Genomic DNA, 22,672 nt, shown 5'->3' on the forward strand with positions numbered 1-22,672 from the left:
CCGCAACCGAAGCGCCGATCAGCCGAGCCGACCGAGGAAGCAACCGAGAGCCGGCAGCGAGAGCGCGTTTTCCTCGACAGCCGCGGTACCGCCCAGGACAGCCGCGACGGTTCCGATATCAGGCAGCAAGGGCCACGTCGCCGGCTCCCCGGCGAAATTGAAGACACAGAGCAGCCTCTCCCCGTCTCCTTCGCGGATGAAGGCGAGCATGTCTCCCTCGGCGTCGAGAAAACGGATCGAACCACCGACCAGTGCCGGGTGCTGTCTGCGCAAGGCAAGCGTGGAGCGGTAGACCGACAGCACCGATTGCTCCTCGCCGTTCTGCGCATCCGCCGCACGGGCGCGATGGCTTGCCGGCACAGGCAGCCATGGTTTTGTGGTGGAAAAGCCCGCATTGTCGGCCCCGACCTCCCAGGCCATCGGCGTGCGGCAGCCGTCCCTGCCCTTCACGCCCGGCCAGAAACGGATGCCGACGGGATCGCGCAAATCTTCATAGGCAAGCTCCGCTTCCTCAAGGCCGAGTTCTTCGCCCTGATAGAGGCAGATCGAGCCGCGCAGGCAGGCGAGCAGCATGATCGAGAATTTGGCCACCAGATCGGGATCGCCATCCGGCCGCGTCCAGCGGCTGACATGGCGCACGACGTCATGGTTGGAGAAGGCCCAGCAGACCCAGCCGTCGGCAACCGCATTCTCAAACGCCTCGACGCAACCACGCACATGCGCCGCCGAAAATTGCGAGCCGAGCAAATCGAACGTGTAGCTCATCTGAAGCTTGTCGCCGCCGGAGGTGTAGGCTGCGAGCGTCTGCAGCGAGCGGCCTTCATCGCCGATCTCGCCGACGGCGGCGCGGTCGCCAAATTCGTCGAGCAACGCGCGGAAACGCCTGAGGAACGCCAGGTTCTCCGGCTGCGTCTTGTCGAACAGATGCTCCTGATAGAGGTAGGTGTTGGTTTCCGTGTTGGTGCCGGCAACGCTCGAAGCCAAGGGCGGATTGCTGCGCAGCCAGCGGTCGTGGACATAGTAATTGACCGTGTCGAGCCGGAAGCCGTCGACACCGCGCTCCAGCCAGAACCGCACCGTGTCCAGCAACGCGTCCTGGACTTCCGGATTGTGGAAATTGAGATCCGGCTGCGAGGCGAGGAAATTGTGCATGTAATATTGGCGACGGGTCGCGTCCCACTCCCAGGATGGCCCCCCGAAGACCGACAGCCAATTGTTGGGCGCGCCGCCGTCGGGCCTGGCGTCGGCCCAGACGTACCAGTCGGCCTTGGCGGTGTCGCGGCTGGCGCGACTTTCGATGAACCATTCATGCTTGTCGGATGAATGCGACAGCACCTGGTCGATGATGATTTTCAGGCCGAGCCGATGCGCTTCGGCGACCAGCGCGTCGAAATCCGCCAACGTGCCGAACATCGGGTCGACGTCGCAGTAGTCCGATACGTCATAGCCCATGTCGGCCATGGGCGACTTGAAGAAGGGCGACAGCCAGACAGCGTCGACGCCGAGGGAGGCGATATGGGCGAGCCTTGCCGTAATACCTTTGAGATCGCCGCTGCCATCGCCGGTCGTGTCCTGGAAAGAGCGCGGATAGATCTGATAGATGACGCAGCCTCGCCACCACTCGGCTCCCTGCCTGGCATTGTCGTCGGCCATTACGAACCCTTCCCGGCGCCACCGTTTCCGGTCCGGCCCTCGATCATGAAATTGACGCTGCGGCCCGGCAGCGGGCGCAGGAGGTCGATCGCCTGTGTCTCGATTGCCGGGCGCCACTGGAAGCCATCGCGCGCCGGCAAGGTGAAGACGCATTGGCGGCGGTCACCATTGATCATGACGGCAAGCCTGCCATCCTCGCCGCCAAGCAGCATGACAAGGCGATGCCGGCTGGAGTCGTTCCAGTCGGTCTCTGCGAGCGGCTCACCCGTCTCGGTCAGCCAGGCGACGTCGGGAACGCCTGAAGCCTCGACCGGTTCTCCGGCCAGGAAACGTGTGTCCGACAGTGCCGGCACCGCCTGGCGAAGCGCTGCAAGCGCCGATGCGTAACGCTCCAGCGCCTGATCGCGGCCTGTCCAGTCAAGCCAGGTAATGGCGTTGTCCTGCGCATAGGCGTTGTTGTTGCCTTGCTGCGTTCTGCCGAATTCGTCGCCTGCCGTCAGCATGATGGTGCCGCGCGAGGCGAACAGCGTGGCGAGCAGTGCGCGTTGGTCGTCGAAGCGCGCCTTGATGATCGCTGCCTCGTTCGTGTCTCCCTCGACGCCATTGTTCCAGGACAGGTTGTCGTTATGGCCGTCGCGGTTCTGCTCGCCATTGTCGGCGTTGTGTTTGCGCTCGTAGGCGACGATGTCGGCCAGCGTCATGCCGTCATGGGCGGCGATGAAGTTCACGCTGCGGCTTGCCGGCTCCCCTGCCCTGTTGAACACGTCGGACGAACCGGCAAGGCGCGTGGCGAGAGTGCCGACCATGCCGGCATCGCCGCGCCAGAAGCGTCTGACATCGTCGCGGTAGCGATCGTTCCACTCGAGGAACGGTGGCCGAAAATTGCCCAGTTGATATCCGTTTGCCCCGATATCCCAAGGCTCGGCGATCAGCACGCGGTCGCAAAGTACCGGATCATCGGCAATGGCCCGGAGCAGTGGTGCTTCCGGATCGAACAGACCATCGACCCGGCCCAGCACCGGAGCCAGATCGAACCGGAAGCCGTCGACGCCAGCCCGGCGCACGAAATGACGGAGCGTGTCGAGCACCATTTCGCGCACCACCGGATGGTCGCAAGCGATGGTGTTGCCGGTGCCGGTGTCATTGACCAGCCCGCCATCCGGCCGATGCCGATAGTAGGCCTGGTTGTCGAGGCCGCGCAGCGAGAGCGTTGGCCCCAGCCTGTCGCTTTCGCCGGTATGGTTGAAGACGAGGTCGAGAATGGTGCCGATGCCAACCCGGCGCAGCGCTGCGACCGTGTCCTGTAATTCCGTCAGGCCGCCGGGTGCGAGGCGAGGGTCGAGCGCCATGAAGGTGACGGGATTGTAGCCCCAGGCGTTGCTCAAGCCCAGCGGCGGCAGATGCCGCTCGTCGATCGACGCCGTCACCGGCATCAATTCGACGGCGGAGACGCCGAGCCTTTGCAGATGCTCGATGATGGCCGGATGGGCAAGTGCGGCGATCGTACCACGCTGTTCTTGCGGCACATCCGGGTGGAGCTTGGTGAAGGCGCGGACATTCAGTTCGTAGATCAGGCCGCCCGGACGAAACAGCGGCGGCAGGATCGGTGGGGCCGCGGGCAAGGCCTTGGCCACGGTCTTGGGCATCAGCGACGCGGTGTCGGCACCCTCATTGCGCCGCGCGGCGAGCCGCCAGTGATAGGCATAGGGCCGGTCGATTTCGGCGGCATAAGGATCGGTCAGCAGCTTGTCGGGGTCGAACCACAGCCCACGCTCGGGTGCATAGTCGCCATCGGCACGAAAGCCGTAGCGGGTGCCGGCGGCGAGACCCGCGACGAACAGGGCGTAAAAACCCTCGCCTTCGGGCTGGAGTTCAAGCCGCTCGATTTCGTGGTCGCCGGTTTCATCGAAGATCGACACCCAGAGCCGCCGCGCCGACGACGACCAGGCGGCAAAGCGGATGCCTTCGGAAGTGATGGCGGCGCCGAGATTGTTCACGCGAGCGCCTTCCCTTCTCCCCTTGTGGGAGAAGGTGGATCGGCGCGCAGCGCCGAGACGGATGAGGGGTGTTGGAAGGAATGAGGCATCGGTGTCCCGGGCGCCGGTTTGCGCCAAGCTGGAGCACCCCTCATCCGTCGCCTTCGGCGACACCTTCTCCCACAAGGGGAGAAGGGGGAGTCGCGCCTCCCCACCCTCAAGTAATCACGCTGGGTTTGTCGCGGCCGGTGTGGCTCTTGATCCCGGCAATGTCGTCGGCGGCGGCGATGAGATCGGCGAGCGCCTCCTGCGTGTCGAGATCGTGCCTCGACTTGTCCGGCTCGTAGCGCTCGATATAGACGCGCAGGGTCGCGCCCGAGGTGCCGGTGCCGGAGAGGCGGAAGACGACGCGTGAGCCGCCTTCGAACAGCATCCTTATGCCCTGGTGCTCGCTGGTCGAGCGGTCGACCGGGTCGTGATAGGCAAAATCGTCGGCATTGGCGATCTTCAGGCCGCGCACGCTGGTGCCGGGCAGCGAGCCGAGCTTGGCCCTGAGTTCGTCGACCAGCGCATTGGCGCGGTCGCTCTCCACCTCTTCATAGTCATGCCGCGAATAGTAATTGCGCCCATAGGCCGCCCAGTGCTCGGTGACGATCTGCTTGCAGCTTTCGCCGCGCGCGGCGAGGATGTTGAGCCACAGGAGCACCGCCCACAGACCGTCCTTTTCGCGGACATGGTTGGAGCCGGTGCCGGCACTTTCCTCACCGCAGATCGTCGCCATGCCGGCGTCGAGCAGATTGCCGAAGAACTTCCAGCCGGTCGGCGTCTCGTAGATGCCGATGCCGAGCTTGTGGGCGACGCGGTCGGCGGCACCGCTGGTCGGCATCGAGCGGGCGATGCCCTTCAGCCCCTCCTTGTAGCCGGGCGCCAGGCGGGCATTGGCGGCAAGCATGGCGACCGAATCCGACGGGGTGACGAAAATGCCCTTGCCGATGATCAAATTGCGGTCGCCGTCGCCGTCGGAAGCGGCGCCGAAATCCGGCGCGTCCGGCCCCATCATCTCGTCATAGAGGTGCTTGGCATGGACAAGGTTGGGATCGGGGTGATGGCCGCCGAAATCGGGCAGCGGCTTGAAATTGCGGCAGGTGCCGTTCGGTGCGCCGAGCCGGTGTTCGAGGATTTCCTTGGCGTAGGGTCCGGTCACCGCATGCATGGCGTCGAAGCGCATGCGAAAGCCCGACTTGAACAGTTTGCGCAACGCGTCGAAATCGAACAGGCTCTCCATCAACTCGGCATAGTCGGTGACCGGATCGATGATCTCGACGGTCATGCCGCCGGCCTTGACGGTGCCGACCGTATCGATGTCGATTGGATCGATGTCGGCGATCTTGAAGCTCGAAATCGCCTTGGTCTTGGCAAAGATGGCGTCGGTCAGCTTTTCCGGCGCCGGGCCGCCATTGCCGGCATTGTACTTGATGCCAAAATCCTCATGCGGGCCGCCGGGATTATGGCTGGCCGACAGGATGATTCCGCCGAAGGTCTTGTATTTGCGGATGACATGCGAGGCCGCCGGCGTCGACAATATGCCGCCCTGCCCTACCATCACCTTGCCGAAGCCGTTGCCGGCGGCCATGGCAATGGCCTTCTGGATGACCTCGCGGTTGTAGAAGCGGCCATCGCCGCCGATGACCAGGGTCTTGCCGGCAAATCCGTCGAGCGCGTCGAAGATCGACTGGATGAAGTTCTCGGCATAGTGCTCCTGCTGGAACACTGGCACCTTCTTGCGCAGTCCCGACGTGCCGGGCTTCTGGTCGGAATAGGGCTTGGTGGGGACGGTGCGTATCATGCTTCAGGCAACCCTTTTCGAAAGCAGCAGGCGATAGAGTTCGACGTATTTTTCGGCGCTTCGATCCCACGACACATCGGTCTTCATGCCCTGGCGCTGGATGGTCTCGAAGGTTGCTGAACTGGCGTGGGCGTCGGCCAGACGGCGAATGGCGTGCAGCAGCGCGCCACCATTGTTGGGGGCAAACTGGAAGCCGGTCGCCACGCCGGCTGCAATCGCCGCTTCGTTGGCGTCGATGATGGTGTCGGCGAGGCCGCCGGTGCGGGCAACGACCGGCACGCAGCCATAGCGCAGGCCGTAAAGCTGCGTCAGCCCGCAGGGTTCGAAGCGCGAAGGGATGACGATGGCGTCGCAGCCGCCCTGCATGATGTGCGACAGCCCCTCGTCATAGCCGACGACCACACCGATGCGGCCACGGTGGCGTGCGGCGGCCGCCAGCAGCGCGCCTTCGAGGCCGGCGTCGCCCGAGCCGAGGATGGCCAGCCTGGCGCCTGTCGCAACGATGCCGTCGATCACCGTCGCCAATATGTCCATGCCCTTCTGCCAGGTTAGCCGGCTGACGACACAGACAATCGGGCTGCCGTCGCGGTCGAGACCGAAACGGTCCTCGACGGCCGCCCTGTTGGGCGCGCGGGCCTTCAACGTTTCGGCCGTATAGGTCGACACCAGATGTCTATCGGTTGCCGGATCCCAGATGGCGGTGTCGATGCCGTTGACGATGCCATGGAGATCGCTTGAACGCATGTTGATGAGACCATCGAGGCCCATGCCGAATTCCGGTGAACGGATCTCCTGCGCATAGGTCGGGCTCACCGTGGTGATTGCCCAGGCCGCCTGCAGACCCGCCTTGAGGAAGCCGACGCCGCCATAATATTCGACGCCGTCAAGCGCCATCGCAGCGGCCGGCAGGCCGAGTTCGCCGAAGATTCCAGCGCCGAACTGACCCTGGAAGGCGAGATTGTGGACGGTCATCATTGATGGCGTGCCAACCGCCTTGCCGTAGCGCATATAAGCCAGCGTCATCGCCGACTGCCAGTCATGGGCATGCACGATGTCAGGCAGGTAGCCCGAAATGGCGCCGCCGGCGATATCGGCGCCGGCCTGGCTCAGCGCCGCGAAGCGCCGCCAATTGTCCGGCCAATCCGCGCCCGAGGCGTTGCCATAGGGGCCGCCGGGGCGGTCGAACAGATGCGGCGCGTCGAGCACGAACAAATCGAGCCCGGCGACCTCGACGGCATGGATCGCGGCCTTGCCGCCTTGCAACAAGGGGTATTGGTAGACGGCCTTCTTTTTCTTGAAGGCGCCCATCACCACCGGAAAACCCGGAATGAGCGTGCGCATGGTCACGCCCTTGGCCGCGAGCGCGATCGGCAGCGCCCCGGTTACGTCGGCAAGCCCGCCGGTCTTGATCAGCGGGAAGATTTCGGGCGTGACCGACAGAACATGCATGCGCCTACAATCCGATCCGGCCTAAAGCTTCAGCTTGTCGATCATGTCCTGGGTGACCAGGCAGATGCCCTTTTCCGAAACCCGAAAACGCTTGGCGTCGAGCGCGGGATCCTCGCCGACCACCAGCCCTTCCGGTATCCTTACACCGTGGTCGATCACGACGCGCTTCAACTTTGCGTTCCGGCCGACATGAACGTCGGGCAGCATGACGACTTCTTCGAGTGCCGAATAGGAATTGATGCGCGCGCCGGTGAAGATCAGGCTCTTCTTCAGCGAAGCGCCCGAGACGATGCAATCGCCCGACACCAGTGACGACACGGCAGAACCGCGCCTGCCATCCTCGTCGTGGACGAATTTTGCCGGCGGCTTCAGCTCGGCATAAGTCCAGATCGGCCAGTCGCGGTCGTAGAGGTCGAGTTCCGGCGTCACGTCGGTCAAGTCGATGTTGGCTTCCCAATAGGCATCGACCGTGCCGACATCGCGCCAGTAGGCCTCGTTCTCGGCGGTCGAACGCACGCAGGACTTGGTGAAGCGGTGCGCGATCGCCTTACCGTGCGTGACGATATAGGGGATGATGTCCTTGCCGAAGTCGCGGCTGGAGCCCGGCTCGGCGGCATCGCGGCGCAGCTGTTCCATCAGGAACTTGGTCTTGAAGACGTAGATGCCCATCGAGGCCAAGGCGAATTCCGGGTTACCCGGAATGCCGGGCGGATCAGCGGGCTTTTCGACGAAGGCGATGATGTTGTCCTTGGCATCGACATGCATGACGCCGAAGCCTGTCGCTTCCATGCGCGGCACTTCGAGGCAGCCGACCGTGACATCGGCGCCGGCATCGACATGCTGGCGCAGCATCAGCTCGTAATCCATCTTGTAGATGTGGTCGCCGGCCAGGATCACCATGTATTCCGGGCCATAAGCCTCGATGATGTCGATGTTCTGGTAGACGGCATCAGCCGTGCCTTCATACCATTGCGTTTCCGACACGCGCTGGCTCGCCGGCAGGATGTCGAAGCTCTCGTTTCGTTCGGGCCGCAGGAAGTTCCAGCCGCGTTGCAGGTGGCGGATCAGCGAATGCGCCTTGTACTGGGTGGCGACGCCGAGGCGGCGGATGCCGGAGTTCAGTGCATTGGAGAGCGCGAAGTCGATGATGCGCGTCTTGCCGCCGAAATAGACCGCCGGCTTGGCGCGCCGATCGGTCAGCTCCTTGAGGCGGCTGCCGCGTCCGCCGGCCAGCACATAGGCCATGGCGTCGCGGGCCAGCGGCTGGGTTCTTTTCAAGTCTGCCATTTATACCCTCCCAAGTTACTCGTCTTTATGCGTTGACCAGCCTTAACGAGTTCAGTCGTCGGCGAGTTCAAGCATGATCGTCGACAGCGGCGGCAGAAGCATCGTTGCCGAGATGCTCTTGCCCTCCGCCCTCGCCTCGACCACGCCGCCATTGCCCATGCCGGAGCCGCCATATTCGGAAGCATCGGTGTTGATGATCTCGCGCCACTTGCCGGCCTTCGGCAGAGGTACACGATAATTGTCGCGCGGCACCGGCGTGAAATTGGAGATGACGGCGACCGGATTGCCGCCAGGAGCGTTGCGCACCCAGGCGAAAACCGAATTCTGGCTGTCGTCGACGATCAGCCAGGAAAACCCTTCGGGCTCGCAGTCGCGGCCATGCAGGGCCGGACGTGAACGGTAGAGATAGTTGAGATCGCGCACCGTCTGCCAGACGCCGCGATGCGGCCGGAAATCGAGCAGGTTCCAATCAAGCGCGCGCGCCTCGCTCCATTCGCGGCGCTGCGCGAATTCCTGGCCCATGAACAGCAGCTTCTTGCCGGGATAACCCCACATGAAGCCGTAATAGGCACGCAAGGTCGCGAATTTCTGCCAGTCGTCGCCAGCCATTTTGCCCAGCAGCGTGCCTTTGCCGTGCACGACCTCGTCATGCGAGAGCGGCAATACGAAATTCTCCGAGAAGGCGTAGGTCAGGCCGAAGGTCAGCTCATTGTGGTGGTGCTTGCGGAAAATCGGCTCCTTGGAAAAATACTCCAGCGTGTCGTGCATGAAGCCCATGTTCCACTTGAAGCCGAAGCCGAGCCCGCCTTCATGGACGGGCGCCGAGACCTTTGGCCATGAAGTCGATTCCTCGGCGATGGTCATGACGCCGCGATGGTGCCCGTAGAGCTCCTTGTTCATCTTCTGCAGGAAGCTGACCGCCTCGAGGTTTTCGCGCCCACCCTTTTCGTTGGGAATCCATTCGCCCTGCTTGCGCGAATAGTCGAGGTAGAGCATCGAGGCCACCGCGTCGACGCGAAGACCGTCGACATGGTATTTTTCGGCCCAGAACAAGGCGTTGTTGACGAGGAACGACACCACCTCGCGGCGGCCGAAATTGTAGATCGCGGTGTTCCAGTCCGGGTGGAAGCCCTTGCGCGGGTCGGCATGCTCGTAGAGCGCGGTGCCGTCGAAATGGACCAGACCGTGCTCGTCGACAGGAAAATGGGCCGGCACCCAGTCTAGGATGACGCCGATGCCGGCACGATGGGCGCCATCGACAAAGCGAGCAAAGCCGTCCGGATCGCCGAAGCGGGCCGATGGCGCGTAGAGGCCGGTGGTCTGATAACCCCAGGACGGGTCATAGGGATGCTCGGAGATCGGCAGGAATTCGATGTGGGTGAACCCGGCCTCGACCACATAAGGGATCAGCCGGTCGGCCAGCTCATCCCAGGACAGGAAGGTGCCGTCGTCGCGAAGCTGCCAGGAACCGGCATGGACTTCGTAGATCGAGATGGCTTCGCGCCGGGGGTCGGCGTTGCGCCAGAAATTGCGATGCGCCTCGTCGCCCCATGGATGCGCCGGGGGCACCGCGGTCACCGAGGCCGTTGCCGGGCGCAGCTCCGACTTGAAGGCGAATGGATCGGCTTTCAGCGGCAATCTCACGCCGTCGGGACCTATGATTTCATATTTATAGGGCCGGCCGGCGCCGATATCGGGAATGAACAGCTCCCAGATGCCGGTGTCGCGACGGTCGCGCATCGTATGCCGGCGCCCGTCCCAATCATTGAAATCGCCGACCACCGAGACGCGCCTGGCATTTGGGGCCCATACCGCGAAATGCACGCCGGTGGCGCCTTCGTGCTCAATGACCTGGGCGCCGAGCTTGTCGAACAACCTGAGATGCGAGCCCTCGGCGATATAGTAATCGTCCATCGGTCCGAGCACCGGACCGAACGAATAGGGATCGGTCAGCCACCAGTCGCCGCCGGCATTGCGCGCGTGGTAGCGGAGCGGCTGGCGCTTCCTGATCGACAGCTTGCCCTCGAAGAAACCGGCTTCGTCGCGCCTGGTCAATTCGCCTGCCTCGATGCCGGTCAGCGTGTAGGCGGTGACGGACTCCGCATGCGGAACGAAGCAGCGCGCGAACAGGCTCTTGCCGGCCTCCTGAACACCGAGAACCGCAAAAGGATCACCGTGCGTACCGGCGACAATCGCCTCGACATCGCTGGCTGACGCCAGTCCGTCCGGCCCGCTTGTCGCAGCGGTCGCGCGCGGCTTCCTCATCAGGCGGTCGCCCTCCCCGGGCACCAAATGTTTGTTTTTGCGGCCATCGTTCGTGGCCTCATGCAATCATGTCAGACGGGCACGTTCCAGATTTCTTTGGCGTATTGGCGGATCGTGCGATCGGAAGAGAACCAGCCGACGCGCGCGACGTTGCGGATGGCGCGGGCGTACCAGTCCGGGCTGTTGCGCCAGACGGCATCGACGTCGCGCTGGCAGGCGGCATAGGCGTCGAAATCCGCCGCGACCATGAACCAGTCGCTGTCGTAGAGGCCGTTGATCAGATCGCGGTAGCGATTGGGATCATCGGGGGAGAAGACGCCCGAAGAAACGGCCGCGACCGCCTGCGCCAGTTCGGGGGACGCCTCGATGACGCTGCGGGGATTGTAGCCATTGTTGCGCCGCTCGGCGACTTCTTCGGTGGTGAGGCCAAAGATGAAGATGTTGTCGTCGCCGACATGCTCCTTGATCTCGACATTGGCGCCGTCGAGCGTGCCGATGGTCAGTGCGCCGTTCAGCGCGAACTTCATGTTGCCGGTTCCCGACGCTTCCATGCCGGCGGTCGAGATCTGCTCCGAGAGATCGGCGGCCGGCATCAGCACCTCGGCCAGGCTGACATTGTAGTTCGGTACGAACACGACCTTCAGCAGGCCGCGCACCGAAGGGTCACTGTTGATCACCCTGGCGACGTCGTTGGCCAGTTTGATGATCAGCTTGGCGTTGTGGTAGCTGGGCGCGGCCTTGCCGCCGAAGAATTTCACGCGTGGCATCCAGTCGCGCTCGGGATGCGAGCGGATCTGGTCATAGAGCGCGATCGCTTCGAGGATGTTGAGGAGCTGACGCTTGTATTCGTGGATACGCTTGACCTGAATGTCGAAGAGCGCCGAAGGGTCGAGCTTGATGCCGAGGCGGTCGGCGACCAAGTTGGCTAGCCTCACCTTGTTCTGGCGCTTCACGGCGGCGAATTTTTCGCGGAAGGCGGTGTCGTCGGCGAGCGGATCGAGCCCCTTGATCGCCTCGATGTCATCCATGAAGCGATCGCCGATCGCCTCGCGGGCGAGCGCGGTAAGGCCCGGATTGCACTGGATGAGCCAGCGCCGCGGCGTGATGCCATTGGTCTTGTTGTTGATGCGGTCGGGATAGAGCCGGTGCAGGTCGGCGAACACCGTCTCCTTCATCAGTTCGGTATGCAGCGCCGACACGCCGTTGATCGAATGCGAACCGACAAAGGCCAGATTGCCCATGCGCACCCGGCGGTCGCCATTCTCCTGGATCAGCGAGATACGGCTGATCTGCTCATCGGAGAATTGATCAGTGGCGCGCGCCTCCAGCAGCACCTGCGCGTTGATGGCGTAGACGATCTGCATATGACGCGGCAAAAGCCGCTCGAACAGCGGCACCGGCCAGCTTTCCAGCGCCTCGGGCAGCAGCGTGTGGTTGGTGTAGCCGAAGGTACGCTTGTTGATATCCCAGGCGAGATCGAAATCCATGCCGTGGACGTCCATCAGAAGCCGCATCAACTCCGGCACGGCGATCGCCGGATGGGTGTCGTTGAGGTGGATCGCCGCCTTGTCGGGAAGCGACTTCAGGTCGCCATATTGGCTCAGATGCCGCTGGACGATGTCCTGCAGCGAGGCGGTGGAGAAGAAATATTCCTGCCTGAGTCTGAGTTCCTGTCCGGCCATGTGGGAATCGGCGGGATAGAGCACGCGCGACAGCGCATCGGCCTTGTTGCTTTCGGCCAGCGCCCCGATGTGGTCGCCGGCGTTGAACTTGTCGAGCAGGATCGGATCGATCGGCATGCCGGACCAAAGGCGCAACGTGTTGACGCGCTTGGCGCGCCAGCCGGCCACGGGCGTGTCATAGGCAACCGCCAGAACATGCTCCCTCGGTTTCCAGACATGGCGTTCGAGCCGGCCGTCCCTGGAGGTGATCGATTCGACCGAACCGCCGAAGCCGACTTCGAAGGAGCGCTCGCGCCGCTCGAACTCCCAGGGGTTGCCGTGGTCCAGCCAGGTCTCGGGCAGTTCGACCTGCCAACCGTCATGGATTTCCTGGCGGAACATGCCGTTGGCATAGCGGATGCCGTAGCCATGCGCGGGAATGTCGACGGTCGCCATGCTTTCCATGAAGCAGGCGGCGAGCCGGCCAAGGCCGCCATTGCCAAGGGCAGCGTCCGGCTCGAGCGCGGCGATCAGGTCGAGATCGACGCCGAGCGAGGACAGCGCCTCACGCATGTTCTCCATCAGGCCGAGATTGGAAAAGGCGTCGCGCATCAGACGCCCGATCAGGAACTCGAGCGACAGGTAATAGACGCGCTTTTCCTGCTGGTCGTAGGCTTCCTTGGTCGCCTGCATCCAGTGGTCGACGACGCGGTCGCGCACGACCTTGATCGAGGCGGTCAGCCAGTCGTACTGGGTCGCGACGGTGGTGTCCTTGCCGACCCGGTATTTGAGCGACATCAAGACTTCTTCGGCGAGCGTCTTGGGATCGGGATTGTCGAGAGCGGGGGCTTCGATCGTCATGGCGGATGTCATATCGCCTCTCGTTCGGTTTGGCCTGATCATACCGGCTTTCACCGTTTCTCCCAGCCCATCCTAGTGCATTGCAGCATGTTTTCAATCGATTTAGAGAACACCCCCGCCTCCTTACCCAGCGGCAATCAGGCAGTTCAGGCCGCCAATGCCGTCTCCGGGGGTGCTTTTGCACCGGTCATGAAGGCAACGGCATCAGACATCGTATATTGCTTGGGGTCGATGACGCACAGGCGACGGCCAAGACGGTGGATGTGGATGCGGTCGGCCACTTCGAAGACGTGCGGCATGTTGTGCGAGATGAGCACGATCGGCAGGCCGCGCTTCTTCACGTCGAGGATCAGTTCGAGCACGCGGCGGCTCTCCTTGACGCCGAGCGCCGCCGTCGGCTCGTCCATGATGACCATCTTCGAGCCGAAGGCGGCGGCGCGGGCCACCGCTACGCCCTGGCGTTGGCCGCCCGACAGCGTCTCCACCGCCTGGCTGATGTTCTGGATGGTCATCAGGCCGAGTTCGGTAAGCTTGTCGCGGGCGCGCTTTTCCATTGCCGGACGGTCCAGCATGCGAAGCCACTGGCCGACGAAGCCGGGTTTGCGGATCTCGCGGCCGAGGAACATGTTGTCGGCGATCGACAGCGCCGGCGACAGCGCGAGGTTCTGGTAGACGGTTTCGATGCCGGCTTCGCGCGCTTCCATCGGCGACTTGAAGGAGACGGGTTTGCCTTCAAGCCGGATTTCGCCCTCGTCCGGCACGGCCGCGCCGGAAATCGCCTTGATGAGCGACGACTTGCCGGCGCCGTTGTCGCCGATGACGGCAAGGATTTCGCCGGGGTATAGGTCGAAATCGGCATTGTCGAGAGCGGTGACGCGGCCATAGCGCTTGACCAGGCCGCGTGCGGTGAGGATGGGTTCCTGGGTCATGCCGAAACCTTTCTGATCCATTGGTCGATGGCGACGGCGCCGATGATCAGCACGCCGGTGAGGAGCACTTTCCATTGCGGATCGGCGCCCAGCATGTTGAGGCCCATCGAGACGACGCCGACGATCATCGCGCCGAACAAGGTGCCGAGGATGGAGCCGCGGCCGCCGAAGAGAGAAATACCACCGATCACCGTCGCGGTGATGGCCTGCAGATTGTAGTCGGTGACGGCGGCTGATGGCGAGATCGAGCCGTTGCGGCCGATGGAGACCCAGGCCGCGAAAGCGGCGATCAGCCCGGCAAGGGTGTAGACCGTCACCAGCACCTTCTTGGTCTGGATGCCAGACAGCTTCGCCGCCTCCTGGTCGTCGCCGACGGCGTAGACATGACGGCCCCATGCGGTGTGGTTGAGCACGTACCAAAGGACCATCACGAGCACGACCGTGGCAATGACACCGAGCGTCAGCACCGCCGTGCCGACCTTGAAGCTCAGGGCGAACAGATGCAGCAGCGGCGCTTGAGTGTCGACGTCGGTGTCGCGGATCGTCTCATTGGCCGAATAGATGAAGTTCGTGGCCATGACGATGTTCCAGGTGCCAAGCGTCACGATGAAGGGCGGCAACTTCATATAGGCGACCAGCAGTCCGTTCAGCAGCCCGCAAGCCGCACCGGCGGCAAGCCCGATCGCCACGGCGAGCACGCTCGGCATGCCGTAGCTGACCGCGCAATTGCCCATGATCACGGCAGAAATCACCATGATCACCCCGATCGATAGGTCAATGCCGGCGGTCAGGATGACCAGAGTCTGAGCGGCCCCGAGAATGCCGACGATGGCGATCTGCTGCAGGATCAGCGTCAGCGTGTAGGACGAGAAGAACCGCCCTCCGATCGCGATGCCGAAGATGATGATCGACAGAAGCAGCACGATCAGCGGCACCGCCGCCGGCGTTGAATGCAGAAAATGCTGGATGCGCTTGACGGCTGATTTGTGCTCGTCGAAAGCGGCAACGCTTGTGTCGCTGGCCGAGAGAACCTTCTCGAATTCCTGAGCTTGAGCCATGTTTCCTCCCCGTAGGGCTTCAGCCACGCGCTGACGCCGTCCACGCCTTCCGGTCTGTCGCCGGGATTGTTCGCGTTTACAGTGATGTATCGTCCACCCGATGCGGCCGGGGATCAAGTCCCCCCGGCCGATCGGTTCTGTTACCGGTCAGGCCAGCATCAGCCCCAGCACTTGGCGAGGCCTTCCTTGGTGTCGATGGACTTGACGCCCTTGGCCGGCTTGTCGGTGACGAGGTTGACGCCGGTGTCGAAGAAGTTCTTGCCCTCGGTCGGCTTCGGCTTGGTACCATCCTTGGCGAAAGCGGCGATCGCCTCGATGCCGAGCGCGGCCATCTGCAGCGGATATTGCTGCGAGGTGGCGCCGATGACGCCTTCGGTGACCGACTTCACGCCGGGGCAGCCGCCGTCGACCGAGACGATCAGCACCTGGCTTTCGAGGCCGACGGCCTTGAGCGCCTGGTAGGCACCGACCGCGGCCGGCTCGTTGATGGTGTGAATGACGGTGATGGTGTTGTCCTTCTGCAGAAGGTTTTCCATCGCCTTGCGGCCGCCCTCTTCATTGCCGTTCGTCACATCGTGGCCGACGATACGCGGATCGGTCTCATCGCCGATCTTGTTGGGATCCTTCACGTCGATGCCGTAGCCCATCATGAAGCCCTGATCGCGCAGAACGTCCACGGTCGGCTGCGAGGGGGTCAGGTCGAGGAAGCCGATCTTGGCGTCCTTGGCCTTGTCGCCCAGCGTCGCGGCGGCCCAGGCACCGATCAGCTTGCCGGCCTCCAGATTGTCGGTTGCGAAGGTCGCGTCGGCGGCGTCGATCGGATCGAGCGGCGTGTCGAGCGCAATCACCAGCAGGCCCGCATCGCGCGCCTTCTTCACCGTCGGCACGATGCCCTTGGTGTCGGACGCGGTGATCAAAATGCCCTTGGCGCCGTCGGCGATGCAGCTTTCGATCGCCGCCACCTGGCTCTCGCTGTCACCGTCGATCTTGCCCGCATAGGTCTTGAGATCGACGCCGAGTTCCTTGGCCTTGGCGGTAGCGCCCTCCTTCATCTTGACGAAGAACGGATTGGTGTCGGTCTTGGTGATCAGGCAGGCGCCGACGCCGGCGGCGGATGCGGACGAAGCGAACGCCATCAGACCCAGCGCGGCCGCCGCAAAAACGGTGGACTTCAACAATTTTGTATTGGTCACGATTTTCCTCCCAGTGGAACATTTTCGAATGCCGGCCAACCGGCACCCGCACGGCATCCAGGCGACTTCTCCCAGCGCGGATGCCAGATCAAAAAACACCAGACCAAGGCATCTGTCAATAATTAAATCACTCTTATTTATTATTGACAGCCTTGCGTCCTTCACTCATTCTGACCCAAAAGCATTGCCGGGGAAACGACGGGAGGAACAGGGTGGAGACCGCCACTGCGAGGCATGGTTCGCCCGAAGCGAATGAGAGCCTTATTCACCGCGGCACCAACCAGAGCGGCATGCGCGATCACAATGAGCGCCTGGTGCTTTCGCTGGTGCGTCAGCACGGCAGTCTGGCGAAGTCCGACATCGCCCGCATGACCGGACTTTCGGCGCAGACAGTCTCGGTCATCATGCGCGAACTGGAGGAAGAAAGCCTGCTCGTCCGTCAGGCGCCGTTGCGCGGCAAGATCGGCCAGCCCTCGATCCCCATGGCGCTCAACCCCGAAGGCGCCTTCTTCATCGGCCTCAAGATCGGCCGCCGCAGCGCCGAACTCGTGCTGATCGATTTCCTCGGCAACGTGCGCGCAATGCTGCAGCACTCCTACCGCTACCCTGCCCCACGCGAAACGGTCGAGTTCGTCACGTCAGGCATGAAGACGATGCGCGGCGCGCTGACACCGGCGCAGGACAAACGCATTGCCGGACTCGGCATCGCCATGCCGTTCGAGCTGTGGAACTGGGCCGACACCGCCGGCGCGCCGCGCGAGGTCATGGACGAATGGCGCCATCGCGATATCAGGACCGACATCCAGACGCAGTGCGATTTTCCGGTCTATCTGCAGAACGACGCCACCTCGGCCTGCGGCGCCGAACTGGTCTTCGGCCAGACGGGCGCGGCGCGGGACTTCGTCTATTTCTACATCGGCGCCTTTGCCGGTGGCGGCATTGTGCTCAACGGCCGGCTGTTCGGCGGACCGACCGGCAATGCCGGCGCGCTCGGCTCCATGCCCGTGCCCGGGCCGGGTGGAAAACCGACCCAGCTGATCGACGTGGCCTCGATCGCCATGCTCGAAAAAACACTCAATGCGCGTGGCGTCGAGGCCTCGTATCTGTGGACCTCACCCGAGGATTGGGGGGAGATCGGCGCCGAACTCGACGAGTGGATCGCCAGCGCCTCGCAGGCACTCGCTTACGCCATCGTCGCAGCGTCCTCGGTCATCGATTTCGAGGCCGCGGTGATCGACGGGTGGATGCCGAAGGCCGTGCGCAAGAAGCTGGTCGAGGCGGTCGTGACGGCAATCGGCGCCATCGACGGCGAAGGGCTGAAACTTCCGGCGGTCCGCGAGGGAAGCGTGGGCATCCATGCACGGGCGCTCGGCGGCGCCAGCTTGCCGCTTTCCGAACGCTTCCTGATCGGTTCGACGACGATCGCCAGGAGCGCCTGAATGCTGATCGGGATTCCGGCGCTGCTTGGTCCGGAGCTTCTGGCAACGTTGCGCGCCATGGGGCATGGTGACGAGATTGCCCTGGTCGACGGGAACTATCCGGCGCTGGAGCAGGCAAGACGCCTCATCCGGACCGACGGCCATGCCCTCATTCCCGTACTCGACGCGATACTGACGCTGCTTCCGGTCGACGACGCGGTTCCGGAGGCGCTGTTTCGAGCCTCGGTGAAAGGCGATCCGTCGCTTGCCGACCCTGTCCATCGTGAAATGGAGGCGATCTGCGCCAAACGTGCACCAGGCCGCAAGGTGGTTGCGCTGGCCGGCGCCGACTTCTATGCACGGGTCAAATCGGCGCATGCCATCGTCGCGACGAGCGAGCCGCGGCTTTACGCCAACATCATCATCCGCAAGGGCGTGATCTATCCGCCGGAGACCAGGAAGCCATGATCCTCTGCTGTGGCGAAGCCCTCATCGACATGCTGCCGCGCACCACCACGCAGGGTGAGCCGGCCTTCGCTCCCTATGTCGGCGGCGCTGTTTTCAACACGGCGATCGCACTCGGCCGGCTCGGCGCGCCGGCCGGCTTCTTCTCCGGCCTGTCGTCGGACCTGTTTGGCGGGCAATTCAGGGAGGCGCTCGGAGCGAGCAAGGTCAGTTCGACCTACGCGCACACATCGCCCCGGCCGACGACACTGGCCTTCGTGCGGCTGAACAACGGCCAGGCGACCTACACCTTCTATGACGAGAACACGGCCGGGCGCATGCTGACCATCGAGGACCTGCCGCAACTCGGCGGCGAGATCGAGGCGATGCTGTTCGGCGCCATCAGCCTGATCTCGGAGCCGGCTGGCTCGGCCTATGAGGAATTCATGCGGCGCGAGCACGAGGCCCGCGTGATGATGCTCGATCCCAACATCCGGCCGAACTTCATCCCCGACAAGGCCAAGCACCTCAGGCGCATCCGGGAGATGATGGCGATGGCCGACATCGTCAAACTTTCGGACGAAGACCTCAACTGGTTCGGTGAAGCCGGTTCGCACGAGGATGTCGTGCGCAATTGGCTCGACCGCGGCCCGAAACTGATCGTCGTCACGCATGGCAGCGAAGGCGCCGTTGGCTATAGCAAGCAGCACCGTGTCACCGTCATGCCGGAGACAGTGAAGGTGGTGGACACCGTCGGCGCCGGAGACACGTTCAATGCCGGCATCCTTGCCTCCCTGCATGAGCAAGGCCTGCTGACGAAGGCGGCGATTTCCAGCCTGTCGCAAGACGCTATCGGCAAAGCATTGGCGCTCGGCGCCAAGGCGGCGGCGGTGACGGTATCACGGGCCGGCGCCAATTCCCCATGGCGGCACGAGATCGGCTGATCGGCCCTCCAGCGCGATCACTTTATGTTTCCATGCGCCGGAAAACCGCGATAGACATGGCCTGAATTGCGCCGCCAAGGCCGGATTCCCGGCTTTTTAGGCCAATGCGCCGGCAAAACACGGTAACGGGCTGCGACACTTGCGCCATATGCCCGGCCCGCAGCCGGCTTTTTCAGCCGCGCCAAGTCTGGTACCAGCGGGCCGGTTAGTGGCAGGTATTGAGGCCGACATGCAGTTCATCGATCTTGGCGCGCAGCGCGAACGAATCCGCGACCGGCTGAAAGCCGCGGTCGACCACGTCGTCGAAGATGGCCGCTACATCCTAGGCCCCCAGGTCGCCGAATTCGAGAAGAAGCTCGCCGCCTATGTCGGCGTCAAGCATGTGGTTGCCTGCGCCAACGGCACCGACGCATTGCTTTTGCCGCTGTTCGCCGCCGGCATCGGCCCAGGTGACGCGGTGTTCGTGCCGAGCTTTACCTTCGCCGCCACGGCGGAAGTGGTGGCGCTGGCCAAGGCCGAGCCGGTTTTCGTCGATGTCGATCCGAAGACCTACAACATCGACATCGCCAGCCTCGAGGCGGCGATCGCGGCCATCAAGAAGGAAGGCCGACTGAAGCCGAAGGCGATCATCCCCGTCGACCTGTTCGGTCTTGCCGCCGACTATGAGGCGATCATGGCCATCGCCAATCGCGAAGGCCTATTGGTGATCGAGGATGCCGCCCAGTCCATGGGTGGCTCGCTCGAAGGCAGGATGTGCGGCGGGTTCGGCCATGTCGGCTCGACCAGCTTCTATCCGGCCAAGCCGCTCGGCTGCTATGGCGACGGCGGCGCGATGTTCACCAATGACGACGCTCTGGCCGACGCGCTGCGTTCCTTCGCCTTCCACGGCAAGGGCGAGACGCAGTACGACAACGTCCGCGTCGGCATCAATTCACGGCTCGATACGCTTCAGGCGGCGATCCTGATCGAGAAGCTCGCCATCCTCGAGGAAGAAATGGTGGCGCGGCAAGTGGTCGCCCAGCGTTACGCGGAAGGCCTCGGCGACATCGTCACCGCCGCCCGCAACCTGGATGGCAGCCGCTCGGCGTGGGCGCAATACGCGATCGAGACGCCGAAACGCGATGGCCTTAAGGGGCATCTGAGCGAAAAGGGCATCCCGTCCGTCATCTACTATGTCAAGCCGCTGCATGAGCAGATCGCCTATCGCGACTACCCGCGCACGCCGACCGGTCTCGCGGTTTCGGAGGACCTGCCGAAACGCATCCTGTGCCTGCCGATGCACCCCTATCTCAGCGAGGCTGACCAGAACCGGATCATCGAAACGATCCGCAACTATATCGGCTCGAACTCGGCGCAGGCCGCGGCCGAATAAGGCGCCGGATACCAGAGGCGACACCTCGCCGGCATAGGCGGTCGTGCGCTTCGCGCCGCTATTTTGAGAAGGTCGCCGCGCGTCTTGTGATCCGGTCATCCGTTCCCGGCCGGGCCACGGAACGGCACTGCAATATGCAGATGCCCGCTGTGAAGACCAAAGTGCCCAGCACCCATGACAACCAGATCCGATGGTCGACCGACAGTTCGACAACAGCTATGATCAGATAGCTGCTGGCTATGAAATGGCAGGGGCCGCTCAAACGGCCGATCATTCTTATGATCGTGCCCAGGAGCACCCCGTACACAATGATGCCCAGCGCTCCCAACTCGTACCACAAATCGAATACGATATTGTGCGCGCTCGGAAGATCCGCCTGCGCGTAATATGTGGGATTCACCACGACCCCGACCGCGTTTCTCATCGTATTGGCGCCATGGCCGAGAACCGGCTGCTCCGCAATGTGGGGCGAGATCATCTGCCAAAGATCAAGCCGCGCGGCGAACGTTCCCGGATAGAAAGCCAGCCAGCCCGTTGTTTTGAGGTAGGCAAACAGCGGCGAGACGACGAAAGGGGCAATCAGGGCAAGAGACAAATAGGCGGCGAAGAATCCGACCAAGGCGTGCTGGCGGTATTTGGCGGGCATGACAAACATCGCCGCCACGAAGACAATCGCCAGATTGACGCCGGTCGATTGGCCGTAGAGCAATGTCAGCACGGCAAAGAGAGCCGCAAGCCCCTTCCAGACCAGCCTCGGCTGCGCAAGAAATATGACGGCAAAAAAAGCTCCGTAGACCGTGATCTTGTGGAGGGTGAAAACATTTTCCACAAATCTTGGATCTTCGGTCAAAAACGCAAAATACAGTTCCCAACCCATCACCGACACCAGGCCAATCAACATGCCGAATAACGAGACCCGTGCCAGCCGGTCGCGTTGAGCGTCCGGAAGCGCCAGAATGCACTCAAACAGCAAGATGGCGGCGACCGAGTAGCCAAACACGTCCTTCGCCGCCATGAGAGAGCGGCTCGCGTCGATCGACCACAGGGCGCTCGACAGGACAAAGCCGGACAAGAGAGCCAGAGTGACGGCCAGGCCTATCGTTGCCCTGCCAAAGCGTGCCCCCTTGGTAAAAAGTGTAAGAGCACCCATGAGTGCCGCGACAAATGCCAGGGCAGTGGGAGACATTTCGACGAAGACGAAAAGGGCGGGAGAGAGGGCGTAGAGGCCCAGCAACATCCTGAGGCCTAGTTCATCGCGACTGCTGGTCCATACCGGAAATCCGCCCAAAGTGACGGCATGGCATTTCTGAAAAAAGGACATTCAACTACCGACTCAGGGAACGTCCATACAGGATAGGCCATCTACGGGAGGTTTCCACCTCAACGTTCGATGCGCCTTCCGGTTGCAGCGCTGCCGCTGGCAATGAAATGCGGATTGGCAAAGTCCTCGTCATCGGCCTGGTTGCGCTTGCCATAGGCCAAGGGCTTGCCGTCCAGCGTGCGCGTCGTGCCGCCGGCGGCGCGCAGCACCGCGTCACCCGCCGCGGTGTCCCATTCCATGGTGCGACCGAAGCGCGGATAGACATCCGCCTCGCCATTGGCGAGGAGGCAGAATTTCAGCGACGAACCGACCGAGACGATCTCGGCGGCGCCAAGGTCGCGAATATAGGCTTCGGTTTCCGGCGTGTTGTGCGAGCGGCTGGCGACCACTGCCAGCGGCGACGCGGCCGTTCTCACCGAAATTGGCCGACGGGCGATAATCTGGTAATCGCCGTCGATGTCGAGGACTTCCGCCCTGCCCGGCAGACCGGAAAAGAAGCGGCCACCGCAAGGGGCGAAGACGACGCCAACTTCCGGCACGCCATGGCGGACAAGCGCGATATTGACGGTGAAGTCGGTGCGCCGGTTGACGAATTCCTTGGTGCCGTCAAGCGGATCAACAAGGAAGAAAGCCTCGCCAAGTTCGCCCGGCATGACACCGGCAGCCGCTTCTTCCTCGGCCACGCAGGGAATGTCGGGGAATTCCGTACGCAGGCCGGCAAGAATGATCTTCTCGCTCTCGCGGTCCGCCTCGGTCACTGGCGAGGAGTCCGATTTGCGGTCGACCGCGCAGCCGGCATGGAACACGCGCATGACCTCGCGCCCGGCCGCCAGCGCCAGCCGCTCGAAGATTTCGAGCATCGGCCTGTCGTCAGATGCCGCCGCCATTGTCATATTGCTCTTCGGCAATGTCACGCTCGTCCAGCCAGTGTTCCAGGGTATCTACCATCTCTTCGGCCGACTTGCCGAGCGTCTTGAGATGGATCTCCGGTTTCT

16 protein-coding genes are annotated in these 22,672 nt (G+C 63.1%); 4 read left to right on the plus strand and 12 right to left on the minus strand.

Features of this window, described 5'->3' with window-relative positions; translation table 11 throughout:
- Positions 1–18 precede the first annotated feature (18 nt).
- The 10 genes from EN845_RS04735 to EN845_RS04780 form a co-directional block, all read right to left on the minus strand.
- Positions 19–1,653 carry an alpha-glucosidase family protein gene (locus EN845_RS04735; protein ID WP_127871308.1) on the minus strand — a complete coding sequence of 545 codons (1,635 nt, stop codon included), beginning with the start codon at positions 1,651–1,653 and terminating at the stop codon, positions 19–21.
- Positions 1,653–3,650, minus strand: a complete 1,998-nt coding sequence (glgX, locus tag EN845_RS04740) for a glycogen debranching protein GlgX (protein WP_127276088.1) — start codon at positions 3,648–3,650, stop codon at positions 1,653–1,655. The genes EN845_RS04735 and glgX overlap by 1 nt, the downstream gene beginning before the upstream one ends.
- 196 nt (positions 3,651–3,846) lie before the next feature.
- A complete protein-coding gene (locus tag EN845_RS04745; protein ID WP_127871307.1) occupies positions 3,847–5,475 on the minus strand; it encodes an alpha-D-glucose phosphate-specific phosphoglucomutase in 1,629 nt (542 codons plus the stop codon).
- 3 nt (positions 5,476–5,478) lie between these two features.
- On the minus strand, positions 5,479–6,924 hold the full coding sequence (gene glgA / locus EN845_RS04750; RefSeq protein ID WP_127276090.1) for a glycogen synthase GlgA: 1,446 nt from the start codon (positions 6,922–6,924) through the stop codon (positions 5,479–5,481).
- 21 nt (positions 6,925–6,945) lie between these two features.
- The gene (glgC, locus tag EN845_RS04755; protein ID WP_127871306.1) at positions 6,946–8,211 is read right to left on the minus strand and encodes a glucose-1-phosphate adenylyltransferase; all 1,266 of its coding nucleotides are present in this window, start codon (positions 8,209–8,211) and stop codon (positions 6,946–6,948) included.
- A gap of 51 nt (positions 8,212–8,262) precedes the next feature.
- On the minus strand, positions 8,263–10,476 hold the full coding sequence (gene glgB / locus EN845_RS04760; RefSeq protein ID WP_127871305.1) for a 1,4-alpha-glucan branching protein GlgB: 2,214 nt from the start codon (positions 10,474–10,476) through the stop codon (positions 8,263–8,265).
- Between the two features lie 71 nt (positions 10,477–10,547).
- Positions 10,548–13,010 (minus strand): glycogen/starch/alpha-glucan phosphorylase, encoded by a 2,463-nt coding sequence (locus EN845_RS04765; protein WP_127871304.1) that lies wholly within the window; start codon positions 13,008–13,010, stop codon positions 10,548–10,550.
- A 134-nt stretch (positions 13,011–13,144) separates the two neighbouring features.
- On the minus strand, positions 13,145–13,927 hold the full coding sequence (locus tag EN845_RS04770) for an ATP-binding cassette domain-containing protein (protein ID WP_127276094.1): 783 nt from the start codon (positions 13,925–13,927) through the stop codon (positions 13,145–13,147).
- The gene (locus EN845_RS04775; RefSeq protein WP_127276095.1) at positions 13,924–14,985 is read right to left on the minus strand and encodes an ABC transporter permease; all 1,062 of its coding nucleotides are present in this window, start codon (positions 14,983–14,985) and stop codon (positions 13,924–13,926) included. The genes EN845_RS04770 and EN845_RS04775 overlap by 4 nt, the downstream gene beginning before the upstream one ends.
- A 158-nt stretch (positions 14,986–15,143) precedes the next feature.
- Positions 15,144–16,160 (minus strand): sugar ABC transporter substrate-binding protein, encoded by a 1,017-nt coding sequence (locus tag EN845_RS04780; protein WP_167531230.1) that lies wholly within the window; start codon positions 16,158–16,160, stop codon positions 15,144–15,146.
- Positions 16,161–16,390: 230 nt separating this feature from the next.
- Between EN845_RS04780 and EN845_RS04785 the strand changes: the two genes are divergently transcribed.
- From EN845_RS04785 to EN845_RS04800, 4 genes are all read left to right on the plus strand, one after another.
- Positions 16,391–17,617 carry an ROK family transcriptional regulator gene (locus tag EN845_RS04785; RefSeq protein WP_127276097.1) on the plus strand — a complete coding sequence of 409 codons (1,227 nt, stop codon included), beginning with the start codon at positions 16,391–16,393 and terminating at the stop codon, positions 17,615–17,617.
- Positions 17,618–18,064 (plus strand): RbsD/FucU domain-containing protein, encoded by a 447-nt coding sequence (locus tag EN845_RS04790; RefSeq protein ID WP_127276098.1) that lies wholly within the window; start codon positions 17,618–17,620, stop codon positions 18,062–18,064. It begins immediately after the preceding gene.
- Entirely contained in the window at positions 18,061–18,984 is a 924-nt protein-coding gene (locus tag EN845_RS04795; protein WP_127871303.1) for a carbohydrate kinase, read from the plus strand. Before EN845_RS04790 ends, EN845_RS04795 begins: the two co-directional genes overlap by 4 nt.
- 229 nt (positions 18,985–19,213) lie before the next feature.
- Positions 19,214–20,356 carry a DegT/DnrJ/EryC1/StrS aminotransferase family protein gene (locus tag EN845_RS04800; protein WP_127281072.1) on the plus strand — a complete coding sequence of 381 codons (1,143 nt, stop codon included), beginning with the start codon at positions 19,214–19,216 and terminating at the stop codon, positions 20,354–20,356.
- A gap of 58 nt (positions 20,357–20,414) precedes the next feature.
- Here the strand turns inward: EN845_RS04800 and EN845_RS04805 are convergent, their stop codons facing one another.
- Complete coding sequence (locus EN845_RS04805; protein ID WP_127871302.1) at positions 20,415–21,677, minus strand: O-antigen ligase family protein; 1,263 nt, start codon at positions 21,675–21,677, stop codon at positions 20,415–20,417.
- Between the two features lie 59 nt (positions 21,678–21,736).
- The gene (gene cysQ / locus EN845_RS04810) at positions 21,737–22,537 is read right to left on the minus strand and encodes a 3'(2'),5'-bisphosphate nucleotidase CysQ (RefSeq protein WP_167531229.1); all 801 of its coding nucleotides are present in this window, start codon (positions 22,535–22,537) and stop codon (positions 21,737–21,739) included.
- Positions 22,538–22,672 lie beyond the last annotated feature (135 nt).

Origin of the sequence: Mesorhizobium sp. M8A.F.Ca.ET.202.01.1.1 (genome assembly GCF_004791595.1) — a bacterium.
Classification (GTDB): Bacteria; Pseudomonadota; Alphaproteobacteria; order Rhizobiales; family Rhizobiaceae; genus Mesorhizobium.

Excerpts from the sequence above, each read along its gene's own strand:
- EN845_RS04735 (WP_127871308.1), bottom strand. The coding sequence starts at position 1,653 with ATGGCCGACGACAATGCCAGGCAGGGAGCCGAGTGGTGGCGAGGCTGC.
- EN845_RS04745 (WP_127871307.1), bottom strand. The coding sequence starts at position 5,475 with ATGATACGCACCGTCCCCACCAAGCCCTATTCCGACCAGAAGCCCGGC.
- glgA (WP_127276090.1), bottom strand. The coding sequence starts at position 6,924 with ATGCATGTTCTGTCGGTCACGCCCGAAATCTTCCCGCTGATCAAGACC.
- glgC (WP_127871306.1), bottom strand. The coding sequence starts at position 8,211 with ATGGCAGACTTGAAAAGAACCCAGCCGCTGGCCCGCGACGCCATGGCC.
- glgB (WP_127871305.1), bottom strand. The coding sequence starts at position 10,476 with ATGAGGAAGCCGCGCGCGACCGCTGCGACAAGCGGGCCGGACGGACTG.
- EN845_RS04765 (WP_127871304.1), bottom strand. The coding sequence starts at position 13,010 with ATGACATCCGCCATGACGATCGAAGCCCCCGCTCTCGACAATCCCGAT.
- EN845_RS04770 (WP_127276094.1), bottom strand. The coding sequence starts at position 13,927 with ATGACCCAGGAACCCATCCTCACCGCACGCGGCCTGGTCAAGCGCTAT.
- EN845_RS04775 (WP_127276095.1), bottom strand. The coding sequence starts at position 14,985 with ATGGCTCAAGCTCAGGAATTCGAGAAGGTTCTCTCGGCCAGCGACACA.
- EN845_RS04790 (WP_127276098.1), top strand. The coding sequence starts at position 17,618 with ATGCTGATCGGGATTCCGGCGCTGCTTGGTCCGGAGCTTCTGGCAACG.
- EN845_RS04795 (WP_127871303.1), top strand. The coding sequence starts at position 18,061 with ATGATCCTCTGCTGTGGCGAAGCCCTCATCGACATGCTGCCGCGCACC.
- EN845_RS04800 (WP_127281072.1), top strand. The coding sequence starts at position 19,214 with ATGCAGTTCATCGATCTTGGCGCGCAGCGCGAACGAATCCGCGACCGG.
- EN845_RS04805 (WP_127871302.1), bottom strand. The coding sequence starts at position 21,677 with ATGTCCTTTTTTCAGAAATGCCATGCCGTCACTTTGGGCGGATTTCCG.
- cysQ (WP_167531229.1), bottom strand. The coding sequence starts at position 22,537 with ATGCTCGAAATCTTCGAGCGGCTGGCGCTGGCGGCCGGGCGCGAGGTC.